General features: G+C 67.2%; 9 protein-coding genes. 1 reads left to right on the top strand and 8 read right to left on the bottom strand.

Translation table 11 applies throughout. The features are described 5' to 3' along the window. Nucleotides 1-86: 86 nt before the first annotated feature. A complete protein-coding gene (gene gyrA / locus AC3A4E_RS10445) occupies nucleotides 87-2,795 on the bottom strand; it encodes a DNA gyrase subunit A (RefSeq protein WP_487631413.1) in 2,709 nt (902 codons plus the stop codon). Between the two features lie 247 nt (nucleotides 2,796-3,042). Further along, nucleotides 3,043-4,104: an S-methyl-5-thioribose-1-phosphate isomerase gene (gene mtnA / locus AC3A4E_RS10450; protein ID WP_487631414.1), complete on the bottom strand. Its 1,062-nt coding sequence runs from the start codon at nucleotides 4,102-4,104 to the stop codon at nucleotides 3,043-3,045. 48 nt (nucleotides 4,105-4,152) lie between these two features. On the opposite strand from mtnA, the gene AC3A4E_RS10455 reads away from it, so the two are divergent. Next, nucleotides 4,153-4,380: a hypothetical protein gene (locus AC3A4E_RS10455; protein ID WP_487631415.1), complete on the top strand. Its 228-nt coding sequence runs from the start codon at nucleotides 4,153-4,155 to the stop codon at nucleotides 4,378-4,380. Between the two features lie 724 nt (nucleotides 4,381-5,104). Here AC3A4E_RS10455 and epmA read toward each other — a convergent pair. The 6 genes from epmA to AC3A4E_RS10485 form a co-directional block, all read right to left on the bottom strand. Beyond that, on the bottom strand, nucleotides 5,105-6,076 hold the full coding sequence (gene epmA, locus AC3A4E_RS10460; RefSeq protein WP_487631416.1) for an EF-P lysine aminoacylase EpmA: 972 nt from the start codon (nucleotides 6,074-6,076) through the stop codon (nucleotides 5,105-5,107). A 2-nt stretch (nucleotides 6,077-6,078) separates the two neighbouring features. Then, a complete protein-coding gene (ligA, locus tag AC3A4E_RS10465; RefSeq protein WP_487631417.1) occupies nucleotides 6,079-8,583 on the bottom strand; it encodes an NAD-dependent DNA ligase LigA in 2,505 nt (834 codons plus the stop codon). Nucleotides 8,584-8,730: 147 nt separating this feature from the next. Continuing rightward, the gene (fosX, locus tag AC3A4E_RS10470; RefSeq protein ID WP_487631418.1) at nucleotides 8,731-9,144 is read right to left on the bottom strand and encodes a FosX/FosE/FosI family fosfomycin resistance hydrolase; all 414 of its coding nucleotides are present in this window, start codon (nucleotides 9,142-9,144) and stop codon (nucleotides 8,731-8,733) included. Between the two features lie 10 nt (nucleotides 9,145-9,154). Further along, nucleotides 9,155-9,907 (bottom strand): cell division protein ZipA, encoded by a 753-nt coding sequence (zipA, locus tag AC3A4E_RS10475; RefSeq protein ID WP_487631419.1) that lies wholly within the window; start codon nucleotides 9,905-9,907, stop codon nucleotides 9,155-9,157. A 111-nt stretch (nucleotides 9,908-10,018) separates the two neighbouring features. Next, complete coding sequence (gene smc, locus AC3A4E_RS10480; RefSeq protein WP_487631420.1) at nucleotides 10,019-13,531, bottom strand: chromosome segregation protein SMC; 3,513 nt, start codon at nucleotides 13,529-13,531, stop codon at nucleotides 10,019-10,021. A gap of 228 nt (nucleotides 13,532-13,759) precedes the next feature. Continuing rightward, the gene (locus AC3A4E_RS10485) at nucleotides 13,760-14,857 is read right to left on the bottom strand and encodes an ABC transporter ATP-binding protein (protein WP_487631421.1); all 1,098 of its coding nucleotides are present in this window, start codon (nucleotides 14,855-14,857) and stop codon (nucleotides 13,760-13,762) included. Nucleotides 14,858-14,925 lie beyond the last annotated feature (68 nt).

Here is a 14,925-nt window from a genome sequence, read left to right on the forward strand (position 1 = left end):
ATCACTTCGCCAGCGCAACGCGATACCGGGGATCGCCCACAAAAAAGGGCCGGCAATGCCGGCCCTTTCGGATCATCCGACCTGCATCACGCGTCGGGCGATACACCCGGTGCGTCGGTCGCCGGCGTCTCGCCCGGCGGCAGTGCATCGATGTCGTCTTCGCTGCTGTCGACGATCGAGCCATCCACGCGCTCGATGCCCTGCAGACGCTCGTCCTTGGACACGCGCATCAGGGTCACGCCCTGCGTGTTGCGGCCGACGCGTGCGATTTCCGATGCGCGGGTGCGCACGAGCGTGCCGCCGTTGGAAATCAGCAGCACCTCGTCGTGGTTGCGCAGCAGCACCGCGCCGACCAGCGGACCGTTGCGCTCCGTGGTCTGGATGCCGATGACGCCCTGTGTGCCGCGACCCTTGCGCGGGTACTCCGACAGCGGCGTGCGCTTGCCGTAGCCGTTCTCGGTCGCGGTGAGGATGTACGGAATGTCGTCGCCCGCACCGGTCTCGACCGCAACGTCTCCGGCCGTCTCCACGCTGATGTCTTCGAGCGTGTCCTCGGCCTCGTCCTCGATGCCGCCTGCGCTCTCGGACACGATCAGGCTGACCACCTGCTCGCCCTTCGTCAGACGGATGCCGCGCACGCCACCGGCGGTGCGGCCCATCGAACGGACACGGTCTTCGCCGAAACGCACGGTCTTGCCGTTCGACGCGAACAGCAGCACGTCCTTGTCGCCATCGGTCAGCGCCACGCCGATCAGCGCATCGCCCTCGTCGAGCCGGATCGCGATCTTGCCGCGCGCCAGACGATAGGCGAACTCGGTCAGCGGGGTCTTCTTGACCGTACCCGCACGCGTGGCGAAGAACACGTACTGGCCTTCGAGATACTCGCGCACCGGCACGACGGCCTGCACCTTCTCGTCGGATTCGAGCGGAATCCAGTTGATGATCGGACGGCCACGCGCGTTCGGGCCGGCGTCGGGCAACTGGTGCACCGGCAGCCAGAACACGCGGCCGGCGCTGGTGAAGGTCAGCAGCGTGTCATGCGTGTTGACCAGCCACAGCTGCTCGATGAAATCCTCGTCCTTCGTCGCTGCGGCATTGCGGCCGCGGCCACCACGCTTCTGTGCGCGGTAGGCGCTGACCGGCTGGCGCTTGGCGTAACCGGCGTGCGACAGCGTGACCACCACGTCTTCCGGGGCGATGAGGTCGAGGATGTCGAAATCCTCTTCGCTGGCGCGGATCTCGCTGCGGCGGGCATCGCCGAATTCTTCCTTGACGTTGCGCAGCTCGGTCCGGATCAGCTCCAGCAGCACTTCGGGATCCTCGAGGATCTCGATCAGGCCACGGATGACTTCCAGCAGCTGCTTGTATTCGTCGGTCAGACGGTCCTGCTCCAGCCCGGTCAGGCGGTGCAGGCGCATCTCGAGGATCTGCTGGGCCTGGGTCTCGGTGAGCTGGTAATGGCCGTCGGCCAGACCGACGCCTTCGGGCAGATCTTCCGGACGCGAGGCTTCCGCACCGCTGGCGGCGAGCAGCGCGCCGACCAGGCCGGCTTCCCAGCGCCGCGCGAGCATGCGTTCCTTGGCGACCTGCGGATTCTCCGAGGTCTTGATCAGCTCGATCATCTCGTCGATGTTGGCGAGCGCGACCGTCAGGCCTTCGAGGATGTGCGCGCGGTTGCGCGCCTTGCGCAGTTCGAAGATCGTCCGGCGCGTGACCACTTCGCGGCGGTGACGGATGAAGGCTTCGAGGATCTGCTTGAGGTTCAGCAGCTGCGGGCGACCTTCGACGATCGCCACCATGTTGATGCCGAACACCGACTCCATCTGCGTCTGCGAATAGAGGTTGTTGAGCACCACATCGGCCGAGTCGCCCCGCTTGATCTCGATGTAGATGCGCATGCCGTCCTTGTCGGACTCGTCGCGCAGTTCGCTGATGCCTTCGAGCTTCTTCTCCTTGACCAGCTCGGCGATCTTCTCGATCAGCCGGGCCTTGTTGACCTGGTAGGGAATCTCGGTGACGGCGATCGCCTCGCGGCCGTTGTCGGCCACCTCGATCTCGGCGCGGGCACGCATGCGCACGCGACCGCGGCCGGTGCGGTAGGCGATGTGGATACCACCGACGCCATTGATGATGCCCGCAGTCGGGAAATCGGGACCTGGAATGAACTCCATCAGACCGTCGATATCGATCTGCGGATTGTCGATCAGCGCGATCAGCGCATCGATCACTTCACCGAGATTGTGCGGCGGAATATTGGTCGCCATGCCGACCGCGATACCGGCCGAACCGTTGACCAGCAGGTTCGGGAACCGGGTCGGCATGACCGTCGGTTCGCTTTCCTTCTCGTCGTAATTGGGCTGGAAATCGACCGTTTCCTTGTCGATGTCGGCCATCAGCTCGTGGCTGAGGCGCGCCATGCGCGACTCGGTGTAACGCATCGCCGCTGCGGAGTCACCGTCGACCGAACCGAAGTTGCCCTGGCCGTCCACCAGCAGATAGCGCAACGAAAACGGCTGGGCCATGCGCACCAGCGTGTCGTAGACCGACTGGTCGCCGTGCGGGTGGTACTTACCGATGACGTCACCGACGATACGCGCCGACTTGAAGTACGCCTTGTTGCTGTGCGCGCCGAGCTCGTGCATCGCGAACAGCACGCGCCGGTGCACCGGCTTGAGACCATCGCGGACATCGGGGAGCGCGCGTCCCACGATCACGCTCATGGCGTAATCGAGGTAGCTGCGGCGCATCTCGTCTTCGAGGTTGACGGGGATGATTTCTTGCGCGGAATCGACCATCTAGAGGGTTTGCATCCTGTCTACGCGGTCCGGATTTCCGGCGCTGGGCGCAAGGCACCAACGCGGCGCGTACCGGCCGCCGGCAACGCGATCAAAACGACAGGAAATCCTAGCACAAAAGCGGCCCTCGCAGGCCGCCTTTCCGACGCAAAAACAACCACTTATGCAGTTTTCGGCCCTGGATTTCCGGCGGATGCCGCGCGTGCAGCGAATGCCGTGCGCGCGCGCACAACGCCGAGCACCGCCATCAGGCCTTGAACAACGCCTGCATCGACGCCGTGGACGGTCGTTCGACGACGCCCTGCTCGGTCACGATCGCATCGATCAGCTCACCCGGCGTTACGTCGAAGACCGGGTTCCAGGCCTGGATGCCTTCGGCCACGGTGCGCGTGCCACCGATGCCGAACAGTTCGCCCGGATCGCGCTGCTCGATCTCGATCAGGTCGCCCGATGCGGTGTCCATGTCGACGGTCGACGACGGCGCGACGACCATGAACTTCACGCCGTGATGGCGCGCGGCGATCGCCAACTGGTAGGTGCCGATCTTGTTGGCGGTATCGCCGTTCGCGCAGATGCGATCGGCGCCGACGACGATCCACTGCACCGCGCCGGTCTTCATCAGATGCGCGGCTGCCGAGTCGGCGATCAGCGTCGCGTCGATGCCGTCCTGCTGCAGCTCCCACACCGTCAGGCGTGCGCCCTGCAGCCAGGGCCGCGTCTCGCCGGCGAACACCTTGCCGATGCGCCCCTGCGCCATGCCGGCGCGGATCACGCCCAGCGCGGTGCCGAAGCCCGCCGTCGCCAGCGAGCCGGTATTGCAGTGGGTCAGTACGCCACTGCCTGGCGCGATCAATTCGGCGCCGAGCGCGCCCATGTGCCGGTTCGCCGCGAGGTCTTCTTCCGCGATCGCCTGCGCCTCACGCGCCAGCACCTCGCGCCAGTCGGCGCCCGAGGTCGCCAGCACACGTCGCATCCGCGCCAGCGCCCAGGCGAGATTCACTGCGGTCGGCCGCGACGCATTGAGCCGCTGCAACGCCGGCTCGAGCTTCGCCAGTGCCGCGGTCCCGTCTTCGGCCTCGATATCGCGCGCGCCCAGCACCGCACCCCACGCCGCCGCAATCCCGATCGCCGGCGCGCCGCGCACGGTGAGGTCATGGATCGCCTGGGCGACCTCGTCGCTGGTGGTGCACGACACATGCTCGACCACGAACGGGAGCTTGCGCTGGTCCAGCAGATCGAGCGTGTCACCGGTCCAGAGGATCGGGCGGATGTGGTCGTAGCGGTCGAAATCGAGGGGGGATGTGTTCATGGGGGCATTGTAAATCGGGGATGTTGGATTGCTGTTGGTGGGGAGTGGGTGCAGAGCTGTCGCCTTGACGACCGCTTCCTCGCCCCCCCCTTCAGCACAGAGTGCGACCAGTTTTCGTTACCCGTCATTCCCGCGAAAGCGGGAATCTATTTTGATGTTGGCGTCCGCTTCCGCTTCCGCTTTGGCATTGGCTTTGGCATTGGCTTTGGCATTGGCTTTGGCATTGGCTTTGGCATTGGCTTTGGCATTGGCTTTGGCTTCCAGCTCTTGATCTGAATCGAGCCGTAGAGCGAGCCGAGAACCGGAGCCTGACGTGGCCGTAGAGCAGCCCATGTCTGAGCGCAGCGAGTTTGGGCTGCGTGCCGCGTCAGGCGAGGAGCGCAGGGCACCGATGCGGCTTCATCGCATCGGCTCGCGTCCGGCGAAGGGACCTTTTGGTTCCTTTTGGGTCCATCCAAAAGGGACTCGCACGCGCAGCGGGCGAAAGCCGTGCACTTACTGTTCGCTTCGAGCCGTTGGCTCTGCCTTGGTTGGATCGCTGGATTCGATGTCGTAGACGAGCTTGCCTAGGGGCGAAGATCAAGAACAGGGCTTCCGCGCTGTCGCGCGGCTTACTTTTGTCTTGGCAAAAGTAAGCAAAACCGTCTTCGCCGGACGCGATCCGCCGCGATGAAGCCGCGGCGGTCCCCTGCGCTTCTCGGACGACGGGGCACGCAGCCCAAACTCGCTGCGCTCAGACATGGGCTGCTCTTCGACCCCGACGCCCTGCGATGCTCGGCTCGCTTTACGGCTCGATTCAAATCAAAAGCCAAGGTAAGAATCAAAGACCAAAGCCAAAACCACAGCAACAACCAAACCTAAGCCCAAACCCAAACCCAATCCCAATCCCAAGCTAGATCAGCATCGAGATGGGATGCCCGATTCACCAGACGTACGTGTGTCGAGAACTATGACCACGACGACAATGAATTCGCAAAGCTAAACGCCGTCTCGCGTGCGCCTAGGCCCGCACAAAATCAAATGCGACCACATCGGCGATCCGCCCCGTCCCCAGCATCGCCATCATCAGTCGATCGACCCCCAACGCTACACCCGCGCAATCCGGAAATCCGGAATCCAGCGCACCCAGCAGGGCTTCATCGATCACCGGCAATGCATCGCCGCGCGACCCACGCACCGCATGATCCCGCTCGAAGCGTGCGCGTTGTTCCGCGCCGTCCGCAAGCTCGTGATAGCCGTTCGCGAGTTCCAGTGCGCCGAGGTACAGCTCGAAACGCTCAGCCACCTGCACGCCGTCACGCTCGGCGACACGCGCGAGCATGCATTGCGAGGCCGGGTAATCATGGACGACGAGGATCCGGTCGGCCGGATTCGCCGGCTGGATGCGATGCGTCATCAGCAGGTCCAGCCAGTCGTCGCGGGTCAGGCCCTCGGGGTCGATCTGCACATCGCCGAGCGCCGCCTGCAGTTCGGTGTCGGCTGCAGTCATCGGATCGAGTCCGAGCGTGTCGAGGTACAGGGCGCGGTACGTCGTCTGCACCACCTCGGCGCGCCGGTCCACGATCTCCAGTGCGTCCTGTACCAGAGCGACGGTCTCGTCGGCCAACTGGTGCTGGTCCCAGCCGACGCGGTACCACTCGAGCATCGTGAACTCGGGATTGTGGCGGCCACCCGCTTCGCCATCGCGGAACACGCGGCCGAGTTCGTAGCAGTCGCCGAAGCCGGCGGCGAGCAGGCGCTTGAGCGGAAACTCGGGCGACGTGCGCAGCCAGCGCGTGCGTGGGCCGGCCGATACATGCCCACCGAACTCCGTACGGAAGCTGGCGACGTTCGGGTCGGTGTTGCCGGCCTGAGACAGCATCGGGGTTTCGACTTCCGGCACGCCCCGATCCGCGAAGAACGTCCGCAGCGTCGTGTTGAGGCGCGCGCGCAGACGCAGGGTGTCGAAGCTTGCCGACGGTCGCGTCGACACGCTCACGCCTGCGACCCGAGGAACGCGAGCAGTGCCGCTTCGTCCCAGATCTCGATGCCGAGCGCCTGCGCCTTCGTCAGCTTCGAGCCTGCCGCATCACCGGCGACGACCAGCGAGGTCTTCTTCGACACGCTGCCCGCGATCTTCGCGCCCAGCGCTTCGAGTTGTTCGCCCGCTTCATCGCGGGTCATCGCTTCGAGGCTGCCGGTCAGCACGACGGTCTTGCCGTCGAGCGGACCGCTGGTCTTCACCGCTTTCGCCGGCGCTGCATCGAGCAGGCGGCGCATCGCGGCGTCGCTCGCGCGGAGCGCTGCAAGTGCATCCGCATCGGCCAGGAACGCCGACAGATTGTCCGCGCCTGCGGACGAGAGGCCGGCGCCGGTCCAGCCGCTCGCGTTCGCGCGCAGCAGCGCGTCGAGCGTGCCGTAGGTATCGGCAAGACGCTCGGCGCTCTTGCCCCCCAGCTTGTCGACGGGCAGCGTCGACAGCAGGTGTGCGAGGCCGAGGCGCTCGCGCAGCGCGGCCGATGGTGCTGTTTCGTCGTTGAAGGTGATGCCCGCGGCGAGCAGCGCGTCGACGACCTCGACGTTGCCGGACTGTTCGAAGAACGTCGCGATCGAGCGCGCGACCTCGCCGCCGATGTCGGGCAGCGCCTGCAGCAGGACGGCCGGCGTCGTGCGCACGAAATCGAGCGACCCCAGCCACTGCGCGAGCGACTTGGCCGTCGTCTCGCCCAGATGCGGAATGCCCAGCGCGAACAGGAAGCGCGGCAGCGTGGTGCTGCGGCTGGCGTCGATGCCGGCGACAAGGTTCTCCGCCCACTTCGTCGCGAGCTTGCCGCCGGTCTCGACCGTCAGATGCGCGCGCAGGAATGCAGCGTCCTTCCACACCGGCGACTCCTGCGCCAGCACCACTTCGCCCTCGGCATCGAGCGCGAAGGCGCCCTTGCTGTCGGCGATCGCCTGCGCGAGATCCGCCGCGGTTGCGGCGTCGAGCGCGGTCTTCATCCGCACCAGATCCTCGACGGTCAGCGCGAACAGGTCGGCCGGCGAATGCACGAAACCGAACTCGACCAGCGCCTCGGCCTGCTTGTCGCCGAGGCCTTCGATGTCCATCGCGCGTCGCGACGCGAAGTGACGCACGGCTTCCTTGCGCTGCGCCGAGCAGGTCAGGCCGCCGGTACAGCGCCACGCGGACGCCCCCTCTTCGCGCACGAGCTCCGAACCACAGACCGGGCACGTGGCCGGCATCGTCCACTCGACCGTGCCCGCGGGACGCCGGTCTTCGATCACGCGCACGATCTCGGGAATCACATCGCCCGCGCGGCGTACGATCACCGTGTCGCCCTCGCGTACGTCGAGCCGGCGGATCTGGTCTTCGTTGTGCAGGGTTGCGTTGGTGACGGTGACCCCGGCGACCTGCACCGGCTCCAGACGCGCGACCGGCGTGATCGCACCGGTTCGACCGACCTGCACTTCGATCGCACGCAGCACCGTCGACTGTTCCTGCGCCGGGAACTTGTGCGCCAGCGCCCAGCGCGGCGCGCGCGAGACGAAACCCATCGTCGCCTGCTGGTCGTAGTCGTCGAGCTTGTAGACCACGCCGTCGATGTCGTACGGCAGCGTGTCGCGCGCTGCGCCAATGCGGCGGAAGTAGGCGATCAGGCCATCGAAACCGGTCGCGGTGTCGGCTTCTGGCGCAACGGGGAAACCGAAATCACGCAGCAATGCGAGCGTCTCGGAATGCGTTTCCGGCAGTTCGAGTCCACGCACCTCGCCGATCGAGTAGGCGAAGAACGCCAGCGGCCTCCGGCGCGTGACCGCGGGATCGAGCTGGCGCAGTGAGCCGGCTGCGCCGTTGCGCGGGTTGGCCAGCAGCTTTTCGTTGTGGTCGAGCGCTTTCGCGTTCCAGGCTTCAAAGGCCTTGCGCGGCATGTAGATCTCGCCGCGCACTTCCAGCACCGCCGGCGGCGGCGCTGCGGTCTCGCGCAGCTTCAGCGGCACCGCGCGCACCTGTCGCAGGTTCGCGGTGACGTTCTCGCCGGTGCTGCCGTCGCCGCGCGTGGCGCCCTGCACGAACAGGCCGTCCTCGTAGCGCAGGCTGATCGCCAGGCCGTCCAGCTTGGGCTCGACCGAGAACACCGGCGCTTCGATGTCGAGCTTCTGTTCGATGCGGCGCTCGAAATCGGCGACTTCCTCGTAACGTGCGCGGTCGTCGGCATCGTCCTCGACACCGGCGGTCTCGAATGCGTTGGCGAGCGACAACATCGGGATCGCGTGGGTGACTTCAGGAAAGCCGCCGTCCGGTCGCGCGCCAACGGTGCGGGTCGGGGAATCGTCGCTGGCGAGCTCGGGGTACGCGGTTTCCAGCGCTTCGAGTTCGCGCAACAGCGCGTCGTAGTCGGCGTCCGGAATCGACGGATCGTCGAGCACGTAGTAGCGGTGATTGGCGTCTTCGATCAGCGCGCGCAACTCGGCGGCGCGCCCGGCGGGAGAAGTCTTCTGCATGCCGGAATTGTAGGACGGCGGGCGTTCGGCGCGGTGTGTACCGGGCAGTCCGGTCCTCTTCGCGGCGTCGCGGCGAAGCGCCGCGTCGGCGTAAGGGGGATCTCTCGACGATCGGCCCGGCCCCACCGAGCGCAACCGGAGTCGGCGCTATGCGCGCGCCGCCGCGTAGGCCGCCAGTCGCGCATCGAGCGTGCCGGCATGCAGTTCGAACAGGTGGTTGTCGAAATCGTGGAAGTACAGCGATTCGCCCTCGCCTTCGATGCGCGGCCGGGGCGGTCGGATGTCCACGCCCAGCGCTTCGAGCCGCGCACGGTAGGCCGGCAGATCGTCCGCCTCGACCGCGAACGCGACATGCCGGTAGGAGCGCTGCGCCGGCGGCTCGCCTTCCATCGCCGCGATCCAGACCCCGCCGAGGTCGAAGAACTTCTCGCGCGAGAGCGAATGCGGCCGATCGCCGCTGTCGTAGACCTCGCGTCCGCCCAGCCCCTCGACCAGCAGGCGGGCCGTGCGGTCGAGGTCGCGGACGACGAAGGTCAGATGGCTGATCCCGGAGACCGGCATCGCGCGGACATCACCACTTCGGGCTGCGCGTCACCTGCGGCACATCGTGCTCACGATCCCAGGCGCGCATCTCGTCACGCAGACCCGAAATGCGCTGGCGGCCGAGGGCATTGCGCTGCTCGTCGAGCAGCACGCCGTCGAGCAGTTCGGCCATGCGTTCGGCGGTGGGCAGCATCGCGTCCCAGGCGTCGAGGGCACGGGCCGGCGCCGGCAGGGTCAGGAAGAAGCCGATCGCCGGTGTCTCCAGGGTCTGGATCTCCGACATCTCGAAGCTGCCCGGCTTCTGCATGTTGGCCACGCTGAAGATCGGGCCACGCTCGGGGTGCCCGTCGACCAGGCGATGGAACACGTTCATGTGCCCGTAGGTCAGGCCGGTCTTCTCCGCGGCGACCACGATGTCCGGACCGCGCAGCACGCTGCCCGCCCGCGCGGCGATATAGAGGGTGACGATCTTGTCGAAGTCGTCGGTATTGCGCTTGCCCAGCTCGCTGTTGGGCGAGACGCTGCCGACGGTCGCGTCGAGCAGGTCCATCTCGGCCTGCACGGCATCGCCCTCGCCTTCGGCGCGTGGCACGCCGGCCTCGCCGAGATCCTGCTCCAGCTGCGCACCCAGGGTGGGTTCCAGACGCTGCTCTCGCTCATCGGCGGTGGCGATGCGTCGGCCCTGTCCGCTGCGCGGCCGCGTACCGAAATACCAGATCGCGCCCATCAGCAGCAGGCCTGCGACGAGGATTCCGATCCGCATCATCCAGTCGTCGGTCATTGGCGGTGTTCTCCTTCGGGTCGTTCATTATGCGCAGGCGCCGGGCCTGTCGGGCATGACGACCGTCGCCGGACAGGCCGTGCCGACGGTCGCGTCACATGATGACAGTCTCTAGGCGGCGCCGGCCAGTCGCGCGGCCTCGGCCAGATCGACCGAGACCAGTCGACTCACGCCCGGCTCGCGCATGGTCACGCCGCTGAGCTGGGACGCCGCTTCCATCGTCGCCTTGTTGTGGCTGACGAACAGGAACTGCACCTGCTCGCTCATCTCGCGGACCATCGCGGTGAACCGGCCGACGTTGGCCTCGTCCAGCGGCGCGTCCACCTCGTCGAGCAGGCAGAACGGCGCGGGATTGAGCTGGAAGATCGAGAACACCAGCGCGACCGCGGTCATCGCCTTCTCGCCGCCGGACAGCAGCGAGATGTTGGACACGCGCTTGCCGGGCGGCCGCGCCATGATCGCGACGCCGGTATCGAGCAGGTCCTCGCCGGTCAGTTCCAGATACGCATGGCCGCCACCGAACAGCCGCGGATACAGCGCCTGCACGCCGGCATTGACCTTGTCGAAGGTGTCCTTGAAGCGGCCGCGGGTCTCGCGGTCGATCTTGCGGATCGCCTCTTCCAGCGTGTCGAGCGCCGAGTTGAGGTCGGCGTCCTGCGCGTCGAGGTATTCCTTGCGCTGCGCGGCTTCGGCGTGTTCGGCGATCGCGGCGAGATTCACCGGCTCCAGACGGCGCAGGCGCGCGTCGAAGTCGGTGACGATCTTCTCCCAGTCCTTCGCATTCGCGGAATCTTCGAGACCATTCAACACCTCGTCGACGACGAATCCGCCCTCGACGACTTGCGCCGACAGCTGGTCGGCCGCGATCACCAGCGCCTGCTGGTCGAGGCGGCGCTGCGAGATCGCTTCGCGCTGGGTCAGCGACTGCGCGTCGCGCTGCTGGCGGACCTGTTCGAATGTGCGCAGTTCGTTGTCCACGCCTTCGAGCGCGGACCGCGCCTCGGCCAGCGCGCGCTCGGTGCGCACGCGTTCTTCAAGTGCGACCTGGCGCTGCTGCTCCAGCGTGTCGACTGGCGAGTCGCCCGTCGCCAGCTGCGCCGACAGTTCGCCGAGGCGATTGTCGATCTGGCCGCGCTGACCGCCCATGCGCGCGAGCGCCTGGGTCAGCGAGGTGATCTGGGCACGCTGGGATTCGATGGTCAGCGCGAGTGCGTGCGCGGTGTCGCGCGATTCGCGCGCGGCCGATCGCAGCTGGTCGCGGGCCTCGACCAGTCCGCGGCGCTCGGCTTCGAGTGCAGCGCGCGCGGCTTCGAACTCGCCCATGCGTTCGACCGCGTCTTCCAGCCGGCCGCGTGCGTCGCGTGCCTGCTGGGCGGCGGTATCGAGGGTTTCGTGCAGCTGGGCGAGATCGGTATCGATGCGCTCGATGCGGTTGCGCGCCGCTTCCACCCGGCCCTGCTGGCTCTGCACCTGGCCGGCGAGTTCGGACACGCCGCGATGCGCGACATACAGCGCACGCTGCGCTTCCTCGCGCTGCTGCTCGACGCTGAGCAGCTGTTCGCGGCCCTGCGCGATGCGCGTTTCCAGCGTCTGTTCCTGCTCCTGCAGCGTGGAGATCGTCTCGCGCAGCGACTGGATCTCGCGTTCGCGCAGCAGCGCGCCCTGCTTCGCCGCGCCCGAGCGCGACACGCGCACCCAGCCCGCGCCGAGACGCTCGCCGCTGCGGGTGATCACCGAATCGCCATCGCCAAGCCCCGCCTGCAGCGCGCGCGCCTCGGCCAGGGTCTCGGCCACATGCAGGCGCGCGAGCAGCCGGCGGATCGCGAGCGGACCCTGCACCTTGGCCGCCAGCGACGTCGGCGCGAAGGCTTCATCGCCGGTCTCGCCCGACACCAGCGCCAGACGGCTTTCGCCGAGTTCGCCGAGCGCATCGACCAGTTCGGCCGGCACGCCGTCGCCTTCGACCAGCACGCCTTCGATCAGCTGGCCGAGCGCGCTTTCGACCGCGAATTCCCAGCCCGATTCCACTCGCAGCCGCTCGCCGACGCGCGCCGACGAATCCAGCCCGCGCTGGCGCAGCCATTCGACTGCCGCGCCCTGCTCCTGGCCGAGCGCCGCGTTCTGCAGGGTTTCCAGCGACGACAGGCGGCCGCGTGCTTCCTGTGCCTGCTTGCGCACGACGGACAGCTCTTCCTGCGCGCCGCGCTGCGCATCCTGCAGATCGACCGCCGCGGCCTTGCGCGTTTCCAGATCGTCGCCGAGCGTGTCGAGCGCGGCCTTCTGTTCGTCGTGGCGAATCTGAAGATCGGCGAAGGCTTCGCTCAGCGCTTCGAGATCCAGCCCGCCGCGTTCGGCCTGCAGCTGCTCGCGGCGGCGATCGGCTTCGAGTGACTGCTTGTCCAGATAGTCGACACGGGTGCGCTCGACATCACCTTCGCGCGCCGCCTCGCCCTGCTCGCGGTTGTGGGTTTCCCAGCGCGTCTGCCAGTCGGCGAGCGCGGTTTCGGCCTCGCGCAGCGTGTCCTGCCGCACGGCGTCGTCGTCCTGCAGCTGCGCGAGCTGCGGTTCGGCGTCGGCGATGCTCTCGTGCAGGGTGTCGAGCCGCAGCTGGTCCTGGTCGATGTGCTCGCCGATCTCGGCCAGCTGCGCCTGCGCTTCGTCGCGGGCCTTGAGCAGGCGCGCCGACAGTTCGCGCTGATGCTGGATCTGCTGCTCGACGCGGGCCAGCGCACCGCTGACTTCGTAGCTTTCGGCCTGCGCGCGGTTGAGGCTTTCGCTCGCCTCGTGGCGACGCTCGCGGCCCGTCTCCAGCTCGCGTTCGGCTTCGCGCTGTTCGGCGATGATCTGCTCGAGCTTGGTTTCTTCCTGGGCCAGTCCTTCGCGCAGTGCGCGCAGACGCGAATCGAGCGTGCGCCATTCCAGCGCCTTCCATTCGGCGTCGCGGATCTTCCGCTCGGCCTGGATTGCGGTGTACTGCTCGGCCTGCTTGGCCTGCCGCGCGAGATGCTGCAGCTGCTTGCCCACTTCCTCGCGCAGATCGCTCAGGCGGTCGAGGTTCTCGCGGGTGTGGCGGATGCGGGTCTCGGTTTCCTTGCGGCGCTCCTTGTACTTGGAGATACCCGCCGCTTCCTCGAGATAGACGCGCAGCTCTTCGGGCTTCGCATCGATGATCTGGCTGATCATGCCCTGCTCGATGATCGAGTAGCTGCGCGGGCCCAGACCGGTGCCGAGGAACAGATCGGTGATGTCGCGGCGGCGGCACTTGGTGCCGTTGAGGTAGTAGCCGCTTTGCCCGTCGCGGCTGACGGTGCGCTTGACCGAGATCTCGTTGAACGCGGCGAACTCGCCGGCGATCGTGTGATCGGAGTTGTCGAACACCAGTTCGACCATCGCCTGCGACACCGGCTTGCGCGCGGTGGAACCGGCGAAGATCACGTCCGTCAGCGAGTCGCCACGCAGGCGGCTGGCCGAGGATTCGCCCATGACCCAGCGCACCGCGTCGATGATGTTCGACTTGCCGCAACCGTTGGGCCCCACCACGCCGGTCATGTTGGTCGGCAGGTGCAGCGTGGTCGGATCGACGAAGGATTTGAAACCGGCGAGCTTGATCGTGGACAGGCGCATGCGGGCTTTGGTGGCCTCTTGGCGCCCGTCAGGGCGCAATGGATGACGGATAGCGTGTCATGCGATACGCGAAATTTCCATCGCAAGCGGTTGATTCCACAAGCACGGAGCGCCGCTCGCGCGCGCAAGCGGTCAGTATAGCGAGGCAACGCCACCGCAGCAGACAGCGGAGGCACGCGTCTCCGCAGTCACGCAGACTCTTCCCGACAGGGAAGAAGGACGAAGCACTCAGCCCGCGGACTGCACCAGCCGCTCGCCGCTCTCGACATCGAACGCGTGTACGCGGCCGACCGGGATCGTCAGCGACAGGGTTTCGCCCGGCACCGGCACGCGGTCAGGCGGCAGGCGCGCGATCAGGGCGTGGGTGCCCAGGCGCAGGTTGACGAAGACTTCGCTGCCGACCGGCTCCACCACTTCGACCACCGGCGACAGCGATGCCTCGGCACCGGTCGCGGGCAGCAGGTGTTCGGGGCGGATGCCCAGATCGACCGTGCGGCCGTTCCAGTCGGCCGGGAACCCGGCATCGCCGAGCGCGAGGGTGATGCCCGCGCCCGCATCGAAGGTCCAGCCACCCGCGCCCTGCGCCAGCGCGCCGCGCAGCACGTTCATGGCCGGGCTGCCGAGAAAGGTCGCGACGAACAGGTTCGCCGGCCGCTCGTACAGCGCCATCGGCGTGTCGATCTGCTGGATGTGGCCGTCCTTCAGCACCACGATGCGCTGACCCAGCGTCATCGCTTCGATCTGGTCGTGGGTGACGTAGATCATCGTCGTGCCGAGCTTGCGGTGCAGACGTGCGATCTCGACGCGCATGCCACTGCGCAGCTTGGCGTCGAGGTTCGAGAGCGGCTCATCGAGCAGGAACACCTGCGGCTGGCGCACCAGTGCGCGGCCGAGGGCGACGCGCTGGCGCTGGCCGCCCGAAAGCTGGCCGGGCTTGCGGTCGAGCACCTTGTCGAGTTCGAGCACCTGCGCCGCTTCGTCCACGCGCGCGGCGATCTCGGTCTTCGACTGGCCGCGCAGCTTCAGGCCGAACGCGAGGTTCTCGGCCACGCTCATGTGCGGGTACAGCGCGTAGCTCTGGAACACCATCGCAATGTCGCGATCCTTCGGCGCCACGTCGTTGACCACGCGCTCGCCGATCGTCAGCGTGCCGTCGCTGATCGCCTCCAGTCCCGCGACCATGCGCAGCAGCGTGGACTTGCCGCAGCCCGACGGGCCCACCAGCACCAGCAGCTCGCCATCGGCGACCTCGAACGTCGCACCGGCCACGCCGACGAAACCGTTGGGGTAGACCTTCCGTACCGCGTCGAACCGCACCTGTGCCATGCACGCTCCCGTGTGTCGCAAACCCGTCGTGGATCGCATCCTGCCGCCGGTCCCGTGAACCGTGTGCG

Source organism: Luteimonas sp. Soil_N_1 (genome assembly GCF_057656255.1).